The organism is Caballeronia sp. SEWSISQ10-4 2 (genome assembly GCF_030464885.1).
In the GTDB taxonomy this organism is placed as follows: Bacteria; Pseudomonadota; Gammaproteobacteria; order Burkholderiales; family Burkholderiaceae; genus Caballeronia.
Genome location: NZ_JALPRJ010000003.1, coordinates 13,840 through 33,716 on the forward strand (window position 1 = coordinate 13,840; position 19,877 = coordinate 33,716).

Genomic DNA, 19,877 nt, shown 5'->3' on the forward strand with positions numbered 1-19,877 from the left:
GTCGACTCGATATCGGCGAGTAGTCGGCCATAACTGCTATTCGTGGAACTGAAAATAGAGCCGCATGGAACGTCCGCATCTGTCGCTGACCGGCCAATTCAGCCTTCCAGCTCGGCAGGATCTGAAGGGCAGTTTTTAAGGTACTACGGCCTTTCGCTCGATCAGGTCGGCTGGCGGCTGGTCGGCCGAGGCAGTCGTCAGTGTCACTGGATCGGCATGGCCCTCAAAGGCTAGTGACCGTACTCGCGAGCCAGCCATGCGCCGACATCGTTGATCCGCCGGTTCTTCGCATAGAACTTCCACTCATCGTGTATCGGCTTCACCGCTGCAAGGAATGCTCTCCGATCCGTGTCTTTCCAACCGGGAGCGCCAGCAACTGAATGTTCGAGTATAGTGCCCAACGTAAAGGGGTCGGCGTTTTCAAACTCTTGTCGCGTCTTCTGCGCGAACTGCCGCATAGCCCCCCACTCCTCCCGAAGTGTGCGATGTTGCGCATCGTCGGGTGTGATGGGCACACCCGTCCGCGCTTGTTCGTCCGCCACCCGCCGCGCCATTGCATCGTTGACGAGCGCCGTGCGCCTGTCCAGCTCAGCGAAGAATGCGTTAAAGCACGATGTCGCAAGGTCACGAAGCGTGATCCGGTGAAAGGGATCGAGGCTCTTGTCGATATCGGCGCTCTTTACGTCGAGAGACTCCAAGAGCCCTTGAATTCGCGTGACAAGCTCCTGCGTTTCAGGTTTGGGAATCGGCCCGGCCCATCGGCCCGCTCGGGACATCAGTTGAACCGAGATGTCGGCGAACAACTGGCTCACCAGCCGCAACTTCGAGAGAAGCCGGTCGGCTTCCTCGATTTTTTCGTCCAGCTTTTTAGTCTTGGCCTCAAAACCGAATCCCTTGATGAACTCGAAGTGGTTGATATTCGCGAGCAGCAAGATTAGGATGCCTGCCGACAGACAGGCTGTCGCGGCAGCAACGTGGTCGGCAATCGCGATCCACAGACCTGTGCCAACTGCCACGGCGCCGAGCAAGTTGCCAACGAAAGTTCTGGTTTTTTCCATGGATTAGTTGTCCCCTGTCTGATAGGCGGGATTAGACCCACATCCTCATTACGGCAATCGCCCGATAACCTTGAGCCTGATCAACTGACGTAGCTGCGGGGTGCGCGGTGCGATCCAGAGTCGTATTGCGTTACGCACGCGCTGGACCTATTCGAGAAGCGAGTTATGGACGATGAACGAAGAGCACCCAAACATCGCCGACAAGATCATCCTTGCGAACGGAGACGGCGTTTCGTTCACGTAAGCGCTCAGTGGCTTGTGGATTGGGCCGTTGCTCGGCGGAACTCCGCTTGAATCACGGGCCTGCCATGGGGTGAAGCGAGTTTCGAGAAGTCTACGGGAACGAAAAAATTCCACCAAGCTAGGAATACTTCGAAGCAAATCAACAACGCATTTGCATGAAAAAAAATACGAATAGGTTTAGGATGATTTCAGGAGATGTCGAGGTATAGATAGCTCCGAAACGAAAATGGCGCCCGCATTAGGACGCCATTTCTAAGAAGGGGATCGCTCGATACGCCCGCAAAGTTGTCTCAAGCGATCCCTTCACCAACTCTCACAAGCCGGGAGGGCTTATGAGTCCAGCAAACCTGTATCTGGTGCAAGTCGCGAATCTGCTTCTTGCCGCTCATTATCTGTGTTTGAGTGGGGTCGCGATTCTCGCGGCGTTGAATCGAAGTTGACCCCTTCCAGAAACCCGTGTCAACAAAATGCTGAGACATTTGTGTCTAATCTACACCAATTGCGCTGAGCACGCGTAGGCAGTGTTGTGCCCGCCGGAAAGGGCGGGCATTCAGTATATTGATGACGACGTCCGAAGGCACCGTGAAATGACGCGCTATTGCAAGGGAGACATTGCCAAGTGTCACCTGGAAACGGCTGTAAACATCTTCTTGCGCGGATTGGACCGGCCATCAGTCATTACGCTCGCGGGCGCCGCAAATGGAATTCTCGACACCTTAGTCAAGAGAGCAGGCAAAGAGCCGTTTTTGGACTACGCGCGACGGGTCCACCACGAAAGCGTCGGGCATATGCCAAAGAGAAAGTCATATGCCCATCATATCGACAAGGCGCTCGGTATTATTGCTCACAAGCATCTGTCAAAGGACGACGCGGACCCACTTGAGCTCGACCTCGACGCTCTGGCTTTTCGCGCGTTGTCTCGAGCCATAGTCGACTACATTGCGCTAAACGGCCCGGATGAACCGTTCGTAAGAGCCTTTCCTAGTTGGGCCTGGACCAGCCAATGGCCAGGCGATGATGGAACAATTCAAGCACATTCCCGATAGGATGAGGCCGCGATGACTCTAAAGTCGTATAGTCGATTTGAACTGGCGGAGCATCAGCTGACAGCCGCAATTGGTCTGTTTGTCAGCGGCGGCGACCGATTTTCCGCCATTTCCCTCGCCGGTGCCGCTGACGTAATCCTTTGCCGGCTAGTGCTAAACCGCGGGCAAGAAAATTTCACTGTGATCGCTTTGCAGAATGCACTTGAACGAGGCGCACCTGCAAGAACGAAGGAAGTTCACGGCCAAGAGATGAACGAAGTCCTGTTCATCAACCAGATCAAACACATGGATGATGACGATGACGGGTTCGTTGATATAGATCCCGACGAATGCGCCCTCGGAGCTATCTTGAAAGCGCTTGTAAACTACGTCGTCATCGTTGGTCACCGGGCAGACGTAGTCCAAGCGTTCCTCGCTTGGATAAGACTTAACCTCGACCCAAACAAATACAACATTTATCTCGCTCCCGATTGGCAGCCGGCGGAAGGCGCGGAGACCAAGCTATGAACAACATTCCGGCCGCGCCGGCACCGCCGCATATGCTTACGCTTTGCCCTTACTTATTGAAACCGATCGCGGATTTGGCAGAGGTCGACGAAGAGCACATCATTCCTCATGCAATGGGTGGCTCGAATCAGTTTGTCCTACCGGTGGACAAGCCTTCCAACTCGGCATTTGGAATGACGGTGGACAGCGACTTGATCCATGACCCGCGGCTTAGGTTCATGGCTGCGTCGCAAGGTATCAAGTCCCGCACAGGCGATGTCACTATCGAGCTCCCAGGCGTCATTGTGGAGACCGGTATGAAGGTTCTCGTCCCGTTCAATAAAAACGGATTGGGCCAGGCGCGGGTCATGGATGTCTACAAAAGAGATCCGATCACGAACAAGTTGACCGGCATAGCAGGCTTCGACGATCAAATTAACAGCACGCTGCAACGCCTCAGCAAACGCGGCGAGAAAAAATGGGAAATCGCCAGCCGCAGCCGCATTGACCAGCCAGTCGTAAAAGTCGAGTTCCCGTCGGACCCTTTCAAGGTTTCAAAAGGCTTATGCAAGATCGCCTATCTAATGGCTTGTCGGACTTTGGGCGATAGTTTTGCATTATCCGCCGACGCGACTGCGTTCAGGATAGCTATCCATGCGAAAGATTTCGCAGCCTTCGATAGCTGTGGACTACAGCTATTTTTCGCGGCGGAGCTGCCGCTGCTGGTTTTGCCTAATCTCACCGCTGCACAACACCTCGTTGCCTGCTTCCGAGTCAACGACCTGATGATGGTGGCGGTAAAATTATTTGGTAGTGTGGTCGTGTCTACGTTTGGCTTTCCCGCTCGAAGCAACTTAGTTCGCCCGCTGGACGGGATTGTGGTGATCAACGACAACCGCACCAGAACTCATACTGAGAAGGGCCTGCAAGAGATAACTTCAGTCGACGAGATGGTGCGCAGGATGGTGGCATACAAGGAGCGCCAAGATGCGTCAAAGGGTGACCATGCGCATCGAGGCGAAGAAGCGAGCGGCTGGAGCACGGCGAGTTCTTTATCGGCACGACTGCTTGCCTGAGCGCGCTCTATGGCACTCAACGCTACGACGAATTGATCGAGCTGGTGGACAGCGCGCGCGGCACTACCGTCGTTGGGGAGCCGATCCGCTGATGGCGTTTGGCCGGCCGAAGCACTCCCTATGCACAGGCTTCACAGGAATGCAATGGCCTATTGCGAACATTCATTGTTCGTCGATCATTCTAGGACGACGGCTATATATACGATGTCCTTTATCACAAATATCAGGAGCCGCCATGCCGACCCCGGACAACCTGCGTCTGACCCTCGTCCGCGCACCCGACGATGAGGCGTCCTTCAGTCCCGGATACCAGCGCGAGCTACGGCAGTTCTATAGCCTCGCCCGTGCCGAGGGTGGCCAGATAAGCGCGGTCACCTTCACGACCGACCGTGCGGATGGGGGTGACGGCTTCGTTGGGGAGTTCATGATCCCGTTCACCCCGGTCGCCGGGTCCCCGCTCACCTCCGCGACCGGGGCCTGGCTGCAAGGTCGAGCCGGGCGCACATTGCGCCTGACAATGGGCGACGTTGAAGTCGAGGCGACCGGTGCGGACGAACTGTTCGGGCTTTTAAATCTGACGATGGCGGTCAGGGAACGGCACGAAAAACCCGCGACCGATCATGTCTGAGACCGCGCTCGCTGGCCGGTCGCCCGCGCCGTTGGCCGCCCTGATGGTCAGTGCTGGTGAACGCGCTGGCATCCGGTTTCTTGAGCGCTTCACATCGGCCATCCGCAACCCAAACACGCGACGTGCCTATGCGCATGCAGTGAGCGAATTCATGGCTTGGTGCGCGGAGGCCGGCGTCGGCTCCATCACGGATGTGCAGCCGCTGCATGTGGCCGCCTGGATCGAGCTGCAAACGCAGACCTTGTCGACACCGACGGTTAAGCAGCACCTGGCCGTGGTCACCTGTTTGACTGGCTCGTGACCGGCCAGGTGATGCCGCACAATCCCGCCGCCTCCGTGTGTGGGCCGAGTCACACAACGCGCCAAGGTAAGACGCCGGTGCTCAACGCGACCGAGGCGCGGCAGCTGCTCGACAGCGTCGGTGTGACCACGCCGATTGGCCTCCGAGATCGGGCCTTGATCACTTTGATGGTGTTTTCGTTCGCGTGGATTGGCGCGGCCGTTGAAATGCGGGTCGAGGACGTGTATGTGCAGAATCGGCGGCTTGGGTGCGCCTCCATGAAAAGGGCGGGAAGTGCCATGAAATGCCTGTCACCATGCGCTTGACGCCTATTTGCAGGCGTATCTCGACAGTACTGGAATTGAGGCCGTTGCGAAGAGCGCCTCGTTTCGGACAATCCAGCGTGGCACCGGCCGACTCAGCAAGACGCCGCTGCCGCAAGCCAACGCGTATGCGATGGTTCGGCGTCGCGCGATCGCGCCGGCATCAACACCAAGATCGGCAACCACACGTTCCGGGCAACCGGAATCACAGCCCATCTAAAAAACGGCGGCGCACTGGAGAACGCGGCATTGATGGCAAACCACGCATCAACGCGCACAACCTAGTTATACGATCGCCGCCGCGACGAAATCGGTCTTAATGAAATGGAACGAATCCGAGTGTAGATCGATATATCCATGTAGCTGAAGGAGCGAGTTCGGCCATGAAGCGTCATTTGCCCGTACCGTCGCTCGGAAGTTCAGACGTCGGATCCACCCAGCAAGCGGCCATTCAATTCACGAGAGTGAACGTTGCTTCATCGGCCATTGCGGACCTTGACTCGTTGCAACTGCTGACATTCGGCAACTTCCATTTCCGAGCGACGCGATACTGACGCACGTGTTCATCGGGGTTTGATCTGGGGGCTGGGAACTGGTCGGAATAGACCGCGGGCAGGAAACCGCCGGTTGTCACTTCGTCTGACAGCGCCAGCAGCAGGCCCGGCTCGCCGATTGATGGTGGATCCCAGGTGCTCGTGTGCCGGCGCGCGGGGGAGGACGTTACGAGCGCCAGGTTGTAGCAGGCACAGATGCATTAATATCGGTTTGCGTACAACGCTCAGCAACCGGGCGTCTTCAGTTTTCCCCGATCGGAACGCAGGATGACCAAGAGATGCGATCGACGCAGGTGCAGATTGAGCGCGCGTTGCACCCTTCGGTTTACGTTGCCGGTAGATATTTCACTTCGCAGCAGTGGTGTTTTTCTCAGCACGCCCGGGCGTCGCCCAAATGGCCCATATATCCACCCGCCGGTCTGTAGGATTTCCGTGTTCCGACGGACACGAAGGACATTTTTCGATCGGCGATACGTGACCGGGGCCGGCGGTGAGCACCAGTACCTGCTCGGACCTTGGCGCAAGCGTGGGTGCCAGAGTCCCTAATGTTGAGAGCAACAGCTTCTTGATTTCTTCGCCACGTGCCTGGGCGAGGCCAACGTTCGCATCGAAACGTTCTCGCTCGGCACTTTTCAACGGTAATCGATCCGTGGCGCCGACGATTAACAGAGTGCCCTCTTTGCCCAACTGGCGATTGCTTATCCAAACCTGTGCCGCCTTTTCCATTGATGTGGACAGGGTCGCGGTGCCCCCTTCAATCTGGTCTGTGGCACCAGGCAGAAATCCGACGACTTCTCCGATGCGCTCTGGTCCGATGGCCACCGCAGCTTTAGTGACGGAGGTGCCTTCAGACACCTTTTTTTGCTCCGTCGGATTTCCGAAAAAGAGACTGACTATCAGCAAGATGCCGCTCATGAGAGGACCGAAGACATGACACAGTCGCATGGATTTACCGAGATTCTGCATACGCGACGTGTACGGCCAAGGCGACATGGCGCCCGCATTTTCTTCAAATTCTCGGTCCCACCGTTCCTTGTCTGCGTCCACGTACTCATGACGCTGCGTCACTAGCCAGATCATGATTCCGATCAGCGCGAGGTGACCCGCGAGATACGAAACAGCAACGATCATTGACCATCGAGCCCACAGGTTCGAGAGTATCTCTGCGGTGCGCGTTCCATGTACCGCCCAGTTCGCTGCGATAAGCGCGAAGGCTGCCTGTGGACCAAACTCAGTCAGCTTTCCGGTCCAGTGATTGAAAATGTCGTGTAGCTCGCTCGACGCGTCGCCGGAGGTTTTGAAGCGACGAGCTTTGGTAGCGACGACGCGTGCTGGGCGCCTCGCGAATGGTTTCCAACCAATGGGAGGCGGTCCCCGCATGATCATTAGTATCCGGTACCGTGACCGTTCTTCCTGGCTGCGGCTTTTTTAGCCGGTGCTGCTTTCTTCGCGGCTACCTTCTTGGTTGGCGCTTTCTTTGCAGCGACCTTCTTGACGGCAACTTTCTTGGCTGGTGCTACTTTCTTTGCAGCGACCTTCTTGACGGCAACCTTCTTGGCTGGTGCCACTTTCTTTGCAGCGACCTTCTTGGCCGGTGCCGCTCTCTTTGCAGCGACCTTCTTGGCGGCCTTCGCGTGTCCCGGGCCTCTTCCATTCTTCCTTGCCATTGCCATTTTTGTTCTCCGGATCCTAAGGTCGCTTCGTATGTCCCCACGGCATTGAAGCACGCTCTTTATCCCGTTGCAACAAGATGTGACTTGCGTACGAGCGGTCATGCTCTTCAAAGAAAGAAGGCCGCGACGATCTACAGCTGGAAACGGAGCGATGAATGGGACGCGTCGGACCCGGTCGATCGCGTCAATGCGACGCTCGAGCCGCGTCTGATCCAGCTCGTGCGCAAGGAACAGAAGGAAGGTCGCGATTACAAGGAAATTGATCTACTCGCACGGCAGGTCGAGCGGTTGGTGGGCGAAGCGTGCCGCGAACGACGCAATGGTGAGCCAATCAGGGAGCATTCGCGGGGGTGCGCACCAGCTGAGCGGATGATGACGCGCTCTTAAGAGAGTTGACGGTCTCTACTGGGTCGATCTCGACGGTTCAATCTTCCTGAATGCTTCCATTCGAGACAGGTAGGTTCTGTGACTTCTCGATTGGCGGGTTTGGCCGACGAGTTGCCAGCAGAAACAGTAGACCCGGTGGTCGTTCTACCTCGAAAGCGGCCGCCGAGTCTGCGCTGGGTCGAAGGGCAGCTCAGGGTGATCAGCGACATTCGAACAACACAGCTCGCGAACGCTTAACGCGCGCAGTTTTCCGAATCTTGAGAGGCCTCCTTAGTGGCCGGTTGGCGGCGTTTGGCGGGACGAGCGCAGCTTGAAACATCGATGACGCAGATCTCGGGCTGCGGACCCGCAGGCGATTCGCTTCGGATGCGTAACGCCAAATCACGCAGCCGCTGTACTACCGCCTCAAAACTCAGGTAGGTACCATCGAGCTGTTTCCAGCCCTTTGGTCGCGGTTTTTGATGCACCAGGAGAAGGATGCCTTCGCGGCCATCTTGGGCGCGCAGATATCGGCCGCATAGCTGGTTGACCAGCGCATCTTCAAGCTGCTGCATCGTCCAACTCTTCGCGACCTTGATTTCGGTGGCCACACTGGCGTCGCTGGCTTTCGCTCTGAAGCGCAGGTCCGGCTCCTTCTCATCGGCAACGTGCACTTCGCGCTCGATTGAATAGGCGGTTCCCTGCACCTGTCTCAGCCTATCCGCCATCCAGTTCTGCACAGCACGTTCGTCAGGCCGTGCGCTCAGGGTTGTGCCTTGCTGGAAGTCGCCGTGGACAAGATCGTGTTGCAGGTCTTCTAAGCGCTGCAGCGCCGCGAGTTGCAGCTCGCGGCCGGTCACCGGCGGCCTTTCAAACTGCTGCTCAACGCGGAAAGCCTCATCTGCGCGCCAGGCTGTGTGCTCCGCGTCATTGGCCGCCCGTTCTTGCGCCAGCGCGAGCAGCCGTGATCTCGCCACCGGGAAATTGGGCGTATCTATCAAACGCAGGATGGCGGCGTAGGTGGCATGTCCCGGTGTGTTGACCAAAGCGGTGAATGTGGCTGAACGTGCTTCTTGCGCCTCGTCGCGTTCATCCGGGGAATACACGCCCTTGTTCGCGCGATCACGGTCCTCTTCTACCCGGACTACGCTATATGCCAGCCGGACCAGACGCTCGAGGGTTGCTACATCGAAATGCACGTCCGGCGGTGCCGGGCGCGACCAGGGCGAACCGAATATCTGGGGCAGCGCCCGCTCGACGAGAGCTGTCTTCTCAGCCTCGCCCAGCAGATCGAGCTTTGCCATCAGGGCGTCCGTCGCACCCTGCGTGTTGATCGCATATGCGGCACCCAGGTATTGCGCGCTGACTTGCGGTTCCGTCGAAGACTGAAACCTACCGAGGACCAATGTGTAGAACGCCTGCTTTGTGTCTGCAAGCAAGCCGCGCTTGAGGATGGACAGCATCGACTGCAGAGCAACGCGGTTCAGGTCAGATCGTGTTTGCAGTTCGCGCCACAGGGTGGGCGCCATCAGGCGGGCAAGGATTTCGTCGCTTCGGCTGATGGCCTCGAGGATTTGGTAGTGAACCCCTGGCGTGGGGTCGTCCAGATTGCTTGCCGCCTCCTGGGCCAACACCTTCTCTACCGTAGCGGGCCATGCCGCCGCCAGTGCCGCAATCCAATCGGGAAAACCGTTGATCTCCAGCGTCGCGTATTCAGCGGCACGAATCGCGTGCTCTTCGGTCAGGCGCAGCGCCCAGTCTGTCCGGACCGCCGCTTCAATCGAAACCCCTGCAATGCCCAGGCAATCAATCGTGCTGACCTGGTTGCGTTCGCTGGGCGGGCACATGCTGTGCAGCGTCGGTTTCCAGGCTCGCCAGATTTCGGCAAGCCCGGCGGCAAACGCTGCCGCGACGTCCTCGCCAACCAGCTCCGCAATGGGAGCAACGCTGTCGATCGCGTAACGCGAATTGCTACTGGTGACCTCACTGAGTAACTGCCAAAGGCTGTAAATCCGGTGGTCAACGCCCGTTGCTGTGGTGGGCTGCACCTGACGCAGTTGCGCCGGATTTGCCCGCAGATCGGCAATGAAGGCGACCCAAGACTGCTCCCGCTCGGACTGTGCGTTCTCGCTTTCCCGCATGATCTCTGCCAATTCCTCTTCGCTCTTGATTTCTTCCGCCGACTTGGTGTGTGGCGTCATCCATTCGACATAGGCCGCATGCATCTCAGTGTCCGCCGCGGCGACGCCAGCAATGCGTGTCTTCAATGCCTCGGGCTCGCCAGCCGTGAGCCAGAGATTGAGCGCTGCATTAATCGCCAACTGCCGTTCGGTAGCGCGCGCGCGGAATGCACCATCGGTCAGAAGCCAATCAATGTCGTCGAGCAACAGCCCGGGCGACCACCCAAGGAACCCCATCTGGAAAGGGTAGAGCAACGGGCGTCCCGTCAGAGTTCTGTTGTTGCCCAGCCGGTCGGCAGCCCGCCAGAAGGCAGCACGACGGCGCTCCGGCGTTCGATGCAACAGTTCGACCGCATTGGACGCCTCGTTGATCCGCCGCTGCGTCCTATTCAGACGCCGATCGCCGATACGTAGCACTGCGTCGATCGATGAGGTTGGCGCGACATTTGTTGGTGAAAAAACCAGCAGATGCTGTGCGGCCGCCCCGAGCGCTGTGGCGTACTGCTCGTCCCTTGGCGACCTTTCGCCAATACCCCCTTGCGGTTCCGCTTCTAGCTGTTGCAAGAGCCCTTCGATCAATCGAGTCAGGTCGGCGGAACTCATCAGCCGCTCGGCGAGCTTTGCCCCGTTCCAGTCGAACCTGAAGCCGCCCCCCTCGGCGTCACCCAGGTGAATGACCGCCAGGATCGCCAGCAGGTTATCGACGCCGATCAGTTGCGGGAACAAGTCCTCGACGGCTTCCCAGACAACCGTTGGCGAAATTGATGCGCACTGCAGCTTGATGTATTCGGCGTAGTCCTCGTGTACGCTTTCATCAGCAGCAGCAAGCAACGCGCGACCGGCGGTGATGGCGGTGTAGAGGTCTTGGTATTGGCCGAACGACGCGGCGACCGCCAGATCAGCACAATCTTTGATCTTGCCCAACCAGATCAAGCGCAGCACGAAACGGCGAATTTCGTCGTGTTCCTTGTCTGCCGCCCAGATGGCGCGCAGCGCCGGTGCAATGTCCGGCTGAGCAAATCGCGCAAGGCTGCTGAGATCTAGCAGCGGCACTTCTTCGTCTCGGCGCATCCGTTCCACCAGCGCCGTCAGCAACGTTTGCCTGGTTTCAAGGGAGAGGCTTGCCGGGTCTCCTGCGGTGAACAGCAGAAAGGGCGCGCGGCGCACAACCTCACTGGCCACGCTTTCATCCCAGAGAGCAAGCCAGGCCGCCGTTTCCAAGAGCGAAGGCTTGACCAGCTCTACCTCATAGGTCCGCGAAAAGAGCAGATCATGCAGTCGGCGTTGCGGCAGATTGGCCTGCCGCAGACGCTGCAGCCAACGTGCTGCCAAGTAGCCGCGCGCCACACCTTCGTTGTCGTTGTGCAATCTGGCGCGGCCGAAGGTTGCCGGGTCGAACGCCGGCCGTATCAGCAGCTTGATCCGATCTTCGCTGGACCAGTCCGGCAGCACGTCGTCGATCTTGGCTACAGTTCCTTCGGTTTCGAGCGGGGCATCGCTATCCGGTATCGCGACGGTCGTCTGCCGGCCAAAGACCAGGGCTGCGCCGATCCGTTCCAGGCCGTGTTTGGCGCGCTCGGCGTCGAGGCTATCCCGTCGGCCGCGTCCCGGATCAGTTTCCTGGAGTCGTTCACGCAGGCCAACTTCGGTCATCACGGTGAAGCTGCCAAGGCGGCTGTGGCTGCGCCAGTAGCGCACAATCCAGTCCAGGTCTAGCGGCCGGCAGGCGAATCCCCATAGGCTCGCTGCCTCAATGGCGGCCATCAGCCCATCGGGGTTCGGGGCATTTTTGCCTACGGCATAGGTCCGGACTTGCTCGGTATCGAGCGGGGCCATCACCACGATCAGTGGGGTTTCGGCAGGCGTCGGTTCCGGGTGTTTTTCGTGGTGGAGCACGCGGCGGATCAACGTTTCAAGTGAAGGGAGAGGTTCGGCGGGGTTTTCACGTGGCAGTGGCAGTTCGTCGTTCAACCGCCGCGCATCGCGCGCGAATTCCCAATCGGTATGACGGCCGGACAGAACGATGTGGGCGCGGCCCTCTCCACCGGCAATCCCTTCGGCAATTTGCCGCAACGCTCTTTCCAAGCGGATATTGTCTAGTTTCGCCTCATCGATGGAGTCAATGAAAAACCATCCCGGTTCATTGCTGTTGCGCCAAGCATCCAAGCGCTGCCGGTCAGCAGGCCGCAACGCCTTATCGAACCCGTCGCGGCCAACATCTTGAACAGTCGCGTAGACAGCAAACCTGCCTGCTTCCGTCTGCTGGCGTGCTTGCTCGATCAGTTCCTCGGTCTTGCCACTACCGGCCTCAGCAAGGATAACGACGCGGCGCTTTGCGATCAGCTCGGGCCAACCTAGCAAACCATTCGACAAGCCAGCAGCGACTCGATACCTTGAACGGCCCAGCCAATTTGTATTTTCTTGCCATTCATAAAACTGGCGATTCAGCGGGATGGTGGTCATTGGTAGCGTCGCGTTACGTGGTCCCGGGGCATTGTCACAATGGCTTCCGGCTCTGGCCGATAAGGCCAGAACATCAGCGGATGGTTCGCTCCTCGTCCAATTATGGATCCAGGGAAGGACTAGAGGTGGCATTAGCCTCGCTGAAGCATGGTCCTTCCCTGCCCGTCAGTGGTTGATCGTGTAGATAGCAGAGGGAAGCTGCAGCAGGAACCCGATACTGATGAGACTAAGCCCCACCTTTGAAAGCAGCTTATATCTGCGGATAGCATCCGTTTCCTCCGTTGCGCTATACGCACCTGAATCGAGGACATCGATGTTCGGCAGACCGTAGACGAACGTCATGAGGCCACCGATAAAGCCGGCGACGATACCAATGACGTTCAGATAGGCAACTGCATTGTGCATGGTTTGCTCGACTTTCCTAGCTGTCCGACAAACACGCTCGATGGAACAACTTGCCTAAGCCGTTGAGTTCGATGAACCAAAAGTCGAATCCGGCTCCCTTCGCGCCCTTGAACTCGTTATTCCACGGCTCGTTGGTGTACGAAGCGATGCCCAAAGACACCAAATGCTCGATGTAGGTGTACACCAAGTCGGGTTGCGCAAGTTCCTCGGGGCGAACAGCAACGGCTTCAAGATGTTGCTTTTGATTATCCAACAGCCCCGAAGCGTTAATTAACGCTGCCCTCTCGTCTTTGAGCAGGACCACTACCGCCTTCTGCGGCGGTCGCATGTAGGCGGAAGTTTGAGCAGCAGCGATTTGCTGGATCAACACGGCTTCGTCTGGCGCGAGCTGGCCAACGATCTGTACGAATGCAGGATGAGCCTCGCCGACTCGCTCTCGATCCATCGCCCGGGCCAAAAGGCTAACGAACATGTCTCCGACGATGCTCTCTTCGTCGTGGAATCGAAGCTGCTCCACAATCGGCAATGCCAGGGACTCAATCGGGGCGATTCGCCGATCCTCCGGTACGCGATCAATAGATTTGCGGAGATGTTTTGACAGCCTATCTTGAAGGGCAGCGGAGTATTGCAACGGGAAGAGCACCAAGCGAAGGGTCTTAACTAGGTCCTGCCCGATCTTCCCCGTTTCCTTCAAGGCTCCCGACACGGTGTCGTCATAGGCTGCCTTAACGACCTCTGGCGGGATCGCTTTAATCAAGTCGACTTCATCCATGTGTGTGCCCCCGTTGTTGTTGTCCATGCTGCGCGGCAGTAACCGCTTTTCTTGTCTACCGTTTCTCGACACCGACATCACGGACACGCACACCGGATCGCCATTGCACGATGGCCGGCACAACGAGGGCAGCGAGGTGCCGCGTATCATCCTCGGTCCCCGAGTAGTCGAATGAAAGCGACACCGTTACAACAGCAGCGCGTTCGATTACGGGGCGAACCCGCTCGAGAAAGTATCGAATGTCGTCGTCAGTCCAAAGATCCCCGGTCGCCCACATGTCCGATCGATTGAACAGGTCCAGACAAAGATCGAAGATCACCGGCCCGTCGAATTGCACTTGGGCAAGCTGGCCCGCGTCATCATGCATGTATTCGCGGGCTCCTGTATCGATGAGCAGCCGTTCGCCAAGGCCCGGCTCAGTGCCCGTCTGCTTGCAGAAGAAGTGCACCTCTGTCACGAGTTTCCGGATCACGGCTGGCGCGATGAACGAGTCGTATTGGATGCGCTCTTCGTTGCGAACCATCGCCTCAATTTCCGTCAGCTCGGCCGCTAGCAGCCGGTCACGTGCCTCCTCGTTTTCATGGAAGTCGTTGATGCTGTCCCAGTGGTGGTCGGCATGGACGAGCGAAAACCGTCCGATCTCGCGTTCTAAGCCGAAGCGCGTCCAGACAAGGAATGCCCAGCGGTGATCGTCCATGAGCCAGACGTCCGATCCGAGATCGGAAAGGTACTCACCATCAGGCTGTAGCTGGTTGAAATCGATTTCGCGCATGACCTTGTCCTAGCTACCCAGTGGAAACTTTACGCCCGGAAATTTCGGCGCTATCAGCTTGATTAGGCGCTCAAATTGAGAGCGCTCCAGAAAACGGCCAAGCGCATCGAGCTTTCGATACAGCTCGGCGGTCCCAAGATGTAACGTGCAACCAATGAACCGCTTTGACCCGTCGATCCAATGCGCGTGCGGCCTCGAAGGATAGGGTTCGGCGTCGCCCTTGTGAACACGCCACAGCTCGCCACGAACTTTGTAGTCCGCCTCCGCAAAGAATTTTCCCGCAGCATTGACCCACGCCGCGGAGCCTATACTGACTTCGACGAAGTCGTCACCGTCAACAGCGAATTCTCGGTTCAGATCGTTCACACCCACCATGGCCTTGTGCTGTCTTCCTTGTTTCGCGCACGCGAAAATCATGGTGCGCTTTTCCTCGCATTTTCCGGTCAGTGACTTCCTACCGCCTCGGGCGGATGAATCTTCAATACGCCTTTGAGGATCGGTCTGTCGCGTAGTAGCCGGAGCCCGAGGGCAACACTCTGGCACGAATCCAAGCTGATCAATCTAGCCCATCTCGCGCCCTCGCTACCAACGATAAAGTAGGTGTCCACACCTAACTGTGAACGTAGTGCGTCGGCATCGATTTCCAAGACCTCAAATTCGATCTCATCGGCCCGCTCCTTGACGACGAATATCGGAGACGCCAGTATCGTTGCCGGTCCGTTGCCATCGAAACTTGAAATTGCTGCCATAACCTTCCTCGATTTCCGTGTTAGTAGCCAGCAGCCATCACCGCACCGATCACCGCTGCGCAAGCGATTGGCAAGATGGTCAACTTCCACTTGCCTAAGCTGATTCCCCATCCGCTCACAGCAAAAAGTCCGACAGCCTCAATTCCGCGCATGATGTTCAGAGGCACCACGATGCTTTCCCGTGGTTTAGTGCGGTCGTCAATTACTACGGGCAGGAAATGATCTTACCCGTCTTAATATCCTTCTTGCAGGGAATGAACTGTCTGAGCCCGTCGTCGGAGGTGCCGCTCGCACGGGGACAGACGTTGCGACAGCATTCGTCAAGCTGCTCTTCGACAAGAAAACTAGGAATCCGTGCGACACGATTCGAGGGAGCATCTTCATACTTTTCCGAGCCAACGCACAGATGCTCGCGCTACCTACATATAGCGCGACACGCCGACTCGGAAGCTACGTGACACCGTCAATCGGCTCAAAAAGAATTCGCCTTGCACGATTGTCGATTCTTGCACGTTCGACAGAGACTTGAGATCGATCAGTACGCCGAGCGAGCGCCAAAGCTGCTTCATTTACCGACTGAGGTGCAGATGATCCCACGATTACCCGTGCGAATGCCTTATTCGGGACCTCAAAGAGATGCAACTTAGCGCCGTCTTTTTCCACGATACGCGATGCGTCGCGGAGTGATCGGAAAATTCGGACCTCTTTCTCGTAGCTCCAATCGGGTATCTTCGTGAAGAAAGCATCGAATGGAATTTGCCGACCGTAAGCGACTTGGTAGGTTTCAAAACCATACTTTATGTCGCGAAATGATCCAAATCCGGGTATGTGGGTCATGTCGATCTCGGGCGGGTCGTCCCACCAAATGTGAGCGGGACCATCGAAAGGCCTCAGGTCGCTTCGGATTCCAATGACGAAACCGCTATGATTGGAAGCGTAGTGAGCCCACATTAGTTCACTGTCAGGGCACTTTGATAGGCACAGCACACCAAGGGCGCCCATTCTGTGAGTAATGAAAACTTCGACTTCGGCCCATTCCGCGCGAAACCCATCGGCAATGGCAGCATCTCGTTCTCGTTCAAGCGGCTCAAGGTGGAACCGGCCTTCGTACGGGTCGTTTAGCTCATGTAGCGGCGTAAAGCGAACAATATGCTCGTCGAGCACAGAAATGCGCTCGGGCGGATAGTACTTATACAGCAGGTTGCGGTCGTCCATATCAACCTCCGTCCGATTCGAGAGACCGCAACAAGGCGATCCGTGATGCGCCCTGCCCGGCTCCGCATTGCTGCGTAAATCACGCCCTTGGATTCTCCCCTTTACTCAGCCGCTTGTCGCCCTCCAGATGCAACGAGGGGCGAGCAGCCGGAAAGCAGCCGCTTGTGGTGGGTAGCGTCTGGCCGGGTGCGCGAGTCGCGCCCGGCACCCTCGATGTGCTACGGCCACAGAGCTTGTGGCCAACTCCATTGTCTATTCACAGCTCACCGCTAGCGAATGCCAGCGCCTACCTCGATCTGCGTTTCCTTGTGAAGCGCATACAAGACCGCCTGACGCAAGCTTACTGGATAGCCGATGTGGAGGAGCAGATTAGGCCGCCCCTGCGATCGCGACTCAGCGAATCTCGAGTCAAGTTGTGCCCCGGCGAATGGCGCCCCGTGATAGAGAACGCACAGCGAAAGCTTGGATAGCTGCACGCGCGCGAAACTCCGGTTCTTGAAAGTGCCCGATCACGAGACGGCGCGAACGGGTGAGCCCGAACGCTGCAGGATCTGGTAAATGCTCGCCAGATGCTGCTCACCTATTTCGGCGCTGGCATGTCGGACAACGGCATATCGGGGCGGCGTTACCCTAAGGGAGCGACACACCGTGGACAAATACGGCTTGGCGCCGCGGCTAACGCAACGTTGCGCTGCGAGAATGATCGCCGCATCATTAAATTGTGCACGCAACCACGTCAACACCAGGCGATCGCGCTCGTTTTGAACTCGCACCCATTGTTCCATCGCACCCCCAAAAGCTGTATGTATATACAGTGCCTTGAAGATAGCCTATGCTGATGGCAAATACAAGACCGCGCAGTACCCCTTGATGCCCTCGGTCCGCCACCGCCCGATTACACGGCGCGGACATGTCGTCTGGAGCCGGCAATGGATCTCGCAAAACTCGATTACTGGGTGAGTTGTGCCGAACAAGTGAAAGGAAGAGCCGCTGACCAGGACACCCCGTTGGTTGTACGCCCCTACGCGTCCGATCCCACGCTCGCCGCATCGATCATCTCGCGCGAACACATTGTGATCGGCCACATCGTGGACGATGAACGCGGTGAAATGGCGATCGCATGGATCGATCCCGTGGGAGACGTGAATCGGCATCCTGTTGGCGCCAGCATATGGATGGGCGAGACTGAGTGTGAGGCTGCGATGCTGTGTTACGTCAGCGCATGTTTTGGCGACGCCCTACTCGCCTATGATGAAAACCCGGCACCCGATGCGGACTCGCCACTGAACTGACGATCTCATCAATCGATTCTTCGTTAACCGTATCGCCAGTTACGGAGCCGTGCATAACTTGGTGCCCTTCGCGACAAGTGCTCGCTGATATTGGTCGTTGTCGACAAGCAGATGGTCGACGCACTCCTGCAGCTGTTTCACGTGCCGGCGCAACACGTCTGCCTCGGCGGTCGCCTGCAGACGTACGGAGTCGTTTTGAAGTTTCAAAAATTGTTCCGTTCCGCGTAGTTAGGGGGCGCTCAAGATTTGGACTTTTGCGCACGCTTCCGTTCCGCGACGCCTTGATGGGCAAGGCTTCCTACTTCTCGTGGAGTCGTCGTATGGACTGCCGCAATACAAGCTCGCGAAGTCGGTGATTTATATGATTGTGCGGTGCGGCTATCGTACGTTTTCATCCGAATCTTGAGCGCACCCCCACACGCCACTTCACGATGTCGAGAGGGCATCGCCGTCAGTCCCGGCGGGCCAAGGTCGGGTCGGCGAGGACATCGGCTAGAGCAGAAGTAACTTTCTCATGCGTCTCGGGATTAACGTAGAGGTATTGCCCTGCGGGATTCACCTCGAAGAAGACGTATTCTCCGCGCGAGGTAAGGCGCAGATCCACCGCGCCGTAAACTAAGCCCAATCGGGCCATCAGCGAGAGCACATGCTCCTCAACCGATTGCGGGAGAGAGTGCTCGAAGTATTCGACGTCTTTGTTCATACGAACGTCATTCGGATACTGCAAGTCCTTAAGCGGCGTCGCAGCCGCGTAGCAGCGGTTGCCGACTGCTGTCACGCGGATGTCAGCAACGCCGTCTACTCGCTCCTGAAAGATGACCGACGCGAGTCGGACCGCGTTGACGAGCTCTGCCTCCGCTTCGCCGACAATCCGCGTCTCGCGCCAGCTATCCGGCAGAGCGAGAAACTGCTTGAAAACCGTCTGGCCGGGGTATGCATTCCAAAAGCGAACGGCCTCGTCTGGGTCGCTCGTCATCAGGGTTGCGGGAACGGTCAAGCCGCAGTCCTGTGCCAACGTGAGTTGAAACGGCTTATGGTTCGCAACCGAGTCGCGAGCGGGTTCGTTCACCCAGAAGGCGTCCATCGAGTGGAACAAGCCGTAAAGAGCGGTGTGCCACTCTGACCGAATAAATTGAGCGTGTCGGGCGTCAGCCGACGAGAGACCGATCGCTTGGGGACGCCTCCACCATACGGCGTGCACGTCCGTGAGGTCAAAACTCCCTTGAGACCCGCGTGAGAGCGAAAATCGACGTTCGTTATCCGCAAAGCGCAGCGAAAGTGCGATCTGCGTGGGGAAATGTGAGAGGTCTAATACATCGGGCGCCTCATGGCCTTTCGCATGAAGCGCCTTGATCACCGCCTGTGCATGGCCATCATCGAGCGCGGAGATGATGAGTACGCTCATAGCCGCTGGACCTGCGGGTCTAAATGAAACTTAGGAACGTGATAATCGCCGGTGGGTCCCGTTGGCAGGGTGTAGATGGCTCGATTCCACGGAAGCGCGAACTGCATCATCGCGGCCAAGTATTCAGGTGAGACCTGATGGGGTGCCGCGAGCGAAAACGGTGTCATGCCCGCAATACCGGATGCTGGCCCCGTCCATCCTTGCTCATAGCCTCCTCCGACGGGGCCCTCGATAAACTCTGGTTGGTTCGGAAATGTGTGATCGGTAAACGGATACGGGCCTTTGGGCCAAATATCTAGAGCCGGATGACTCAGATCCAAATGACCCTTTTCAAAAGGCGACTTCATTTGTGCGACTGGTGCGTTGAGCTCGGCGTTGGCGATTTCGGACGGCACCTTGTCGACAGCTATCTCAACTTCAACAAACAAGCTACCGAACGAACGTGCGAGTAACTTATACGAACGCACTGCGTCCACAGGCAGGGTTAGACTTCGGCCGGACTGCAGCTTGAGGACGAACGTGCCGGGATCCTTCGAGCGCGCGATTGCACCGTGCAGCACAAGTTGATTCTGCTCCTCGTCCTCTGGGGCCTGAGCTAGCAGTTCTTGAAACGACTTTTCTTCGTTCGGCATGGGTTCCTCCAGCAGCGGTCGCGGCAAGGTGCCACGACGCGCTCAGGCGACATCCGATGTTGCAGAGTGGAAATCCGCGTGTTTTTTGTTTTGCTAATGTCGGGATCGGCGAGGCTCCGTGAAAGGTATGTCACTTAGGGAGCCTTACGGGCAAGAATAGGTAAACCCCACCCGATCTGCAAACGTTGCATCCCGGTCGCATCCGCCATCGGATAGCAGCACCGCACAATCATGTAAATCAACGACTTCGCGCTTGTCT

General features: G+C 57.5%; 18 protein-coding genes and 2 pseudogenes. 7 read left to right on the forward strand and 13 right to left on the reverse strand.

Going from position 1 to position 19,877, the window contains the following annotated elements:
- Positions 1–230: 230 nt before the first annotated feature.
- A complete protein-coding gene (locus M0D69_RS02795; RefSeq protein ID WP_301780559.1) occupies positions 231–1,058 on the reverse strand; it encodes a hypothetical protein in 828 nt (275 codons plus the stop codon).
- An 830-nt stretch (positions 1,059–1,888) separates the two neighbouring features.
- Between M0D69_RS02795 and M0D69_RS02800 the strand changes: the two genes are divergently transcribed.
- The 5 genes and pseudogenes from M0D69_RS02800 to M0D69_RS02820 all read left to right on the forward strand — a co-directional run bounded on the left by M0D69_RS02800 (position 1,889) and on the right by M0D69_RS02820 (position 5,425).
- Entirely contained in the window at positions 1,889–2,347 is a 459-nt protein-coding gene (locus tag M0D69_RS02800; RefSeq protein WP_301780560.1) for a hypothetical protein, read from the forward strand.
- A gap of 12 nt (positions 2,348–2,359) precedes the next feature.
- Complete coding sequence (locus tag M0D69_RS02805; protein ID WP_301780561.1) at positions 2,360–2,854, forward strand: hypothetical protein; 495 nt, start codon at positions 2,360–2,362, stop codon at positions 2,852–2,854.
- Positions 2,851–3,909, forward strand: a complete 1,059-nt coding sequence (locus M0D69_RS02810; protein WP_301780562.1) for a hypothetical protein — start codon at positions 2,851–2,853, stop codon at positions 3,907–3,909. Before M0D69_RS02805 ends, M0D69_RS02810 begins: the two co-directional genes overlap by 4 nt.
- 235 nt (positions 3,910–4,144) lie before the next feature.
- Entirely contained in the window at positions 4,145–4,537 is a 393-nt protein-coding gene (locus M0D69_RS02815) for a hypothetical protein (RefSeq protein WP_301780563.1), read from the forward strand.
- Positions 4,530–5,425, forward strand: a pseudogene (locus tag M0D69_RS02820) (tyrosine-type recombinase/integrase). Before M0D69_RS02815 ends, M0D69_RS02820 begins: the two are co-directional and overlap by 8 nt.
- 614 nt (positions 5,426–6,039) lie before the next feature.
- On the opposite strand, the gene M0D69_RS02825 reads toward M0D69_RS02820, so the two are convergent.
- Together M0D69_RS02825 and M0D69_RS02830 are read right to left on the reverse strand one after the other, a co-directional pair.
- Positions 6,040–6,825, reverse strand: a complete 786-nt coding sequence (locus M0D69_RS02825; RefSeq protein WP_301780564.1) for a hypothetical protein — start codon at positions 6,823–6,825, stop codon at positions 6,040–6,042.
- Positions 6,826–7,079: 254 nt separating this feature from the next.
- On the reverse strand, positions 7,080–7,367 hold the full coding sequence (locus M0D69_RS02830) for a hypothetical protein (protein WP_301780565.1): 288 nt from the start codon (positions 7,365–7,367) through the stop codon (positions 7,080–7,082).
- 114 nt (positions 7,368–7,481) lie between these two features.
- Between M0D69_RS02830 and M0D69_RS02835 the strand changes: the two are divergent.
- A pseudogene (locus M0D69_RS02835) lies at positions 7,482–7,728 on the forward strand (oxidoreductase); the annotation flags it as partial.
- Between the two features lie 259 nt (positions 7,729–7,987).
- Here the strand turns inward: M0D69_RS02835 and M0D69_RS02840 are convergent.
- The 7 genes from M0D69_RS02840 to M0D69_RS02870 form a co-directional block, all read right to left on the reverse strand.
- Positions 7,988–12,376 (reverse strand): hypothetical protein, encoded by a 4,389-nt coding sequence (locus M0D69_RS02840; protein WP_301780566.1) that lies wholly within the window; start codon positions 12,374–12,376, stop codon positions 7,988–7,990.
- A 165-nt stretch (positions 12,377–12,541) separates the two neighbouring features.
- A complete protein-coding gene (locus M0D69_RS02845; protein WP_301780567.1) occupies positions 12,542–12,781 on the reverse strand; it encodes a hypothetical protein in 240 nt (79 codons plus the stop codon).
- A 16-nt stretch (positions 12,782–12,797) separates the two neighbouring features.
- Positions 12,798–13,553: an Abi-alpha family protein gene (locus tag M0D69_RS02850; protein WP_301780568.1), complete on the reverse strand. Its 756-nt coding sequence runs from the start codon at positions 13,551–13,553 to the stop codon at positions 12,798–12,800.
- Positions 13,554–13,608: 55 nt separating this feature from the next.
- Entirely contained in the window at positions 13,609–14,325 is a 717-nt protein-coding gene (locus M0D69_RS02855; RefSeq protein ID WP_301780569.1) for a UPF0489 family protein, read from the reverse strand.
- Between the two features lie 9 nt (positions 14,326–14,334).
- Complete coding sequence (locus M0D69_RS02860; RefSeq protein WP_301780570.1) at positions 14,335–14,742, reverse strand: hypothetical protein; 408 nt, start codon at positions 14,740–14,742, stop codon at positions 14,335–14,337.
- 26 nt (positions 14,743–14,768) lie between these two features.
- Positions 14,769–15,074, reverse strand: a complete 306-nt coding sequence (locus M0D69_RS02865; RefSeq protein WP_301780571.1) for a hypothetical protein — start codon at positions 15,072–15,074, stop codon at positions 14,769–14,771.
- Positions 15,075–15,524: 450 nt separating this feature from the next.
- The gene (locus tag M0D69_RS02870; protein WP_301780572.1) at positions 15,525–16,289 is read right to left on the reverse strand and encodes a DUF2971 domain-containing protein; all 765 of its coding nucleotides are present in this window, start codon (positions 16,287–16,289) and stop codon (positions 15,525–15,527) included.
- 929 nt (positions 16,290–17,218) lie between these two features.
- On the opposite strand from M0D69_RS02870, the gene M0D69_RS02875 reads away from it, so the two are divergent.
- Positions 17,219–17,581, forward strand: coding sequence for a hypothetical protein (locus tag M0D69_RS02875; protein WP_301780573.1), 363 nt, complete (start codon positions 17,219–17,221; stop codon positions 17,579–17,581).
- A gap of 39 nt (positions 17,582–17,620) precedes the next feature.
- Here the strand turns inward: M0D69_RS02875 and M0D69_RS02880 are convergent, their stop codons facing one another.
- The 3 genes from M0D69_RS02880 to M0D69_RS02890 form a co-directional block, all read right to left on the reverse strand.
- Positions 17,621–17,788: a hypothetical protein gene (locus tag M0D69_RS02880; protein WP_301780574.1), complete on the reverse strand. Its 168-nt coding sequence runs from the start codon at positions 17,786–17,788 to the stop codon at positions 17,621–17,623.
- 244 nt (positions 17,789–18,032) lie between these two features.
- A complete protein-coding gene (locus M0D69_RS02885) occupies positions 18,033–18,986 on the reverse strand; it encodes an MvdC/MvdD family ATP grasp protein (protein WP_367619678.1) in 954 nt (317 codons plus the stop codon).
- Complete coding sequence (locus M0D69_RS02890; protein ID WP_301780576.1) at positions 18,983–19,618, reverse strand: hypothetical protein; 636 nt, start codon at positions 19,616–19,618, stop codon at positions 18,983–18,985. The genes M0D69_RS02885 and M0D69_RS02890 overlap by 4 nt, the downstream gene beginning before the upstream one ends.
- Positions 19,619–19,877 lie beyond the last annotated feature (259 nt).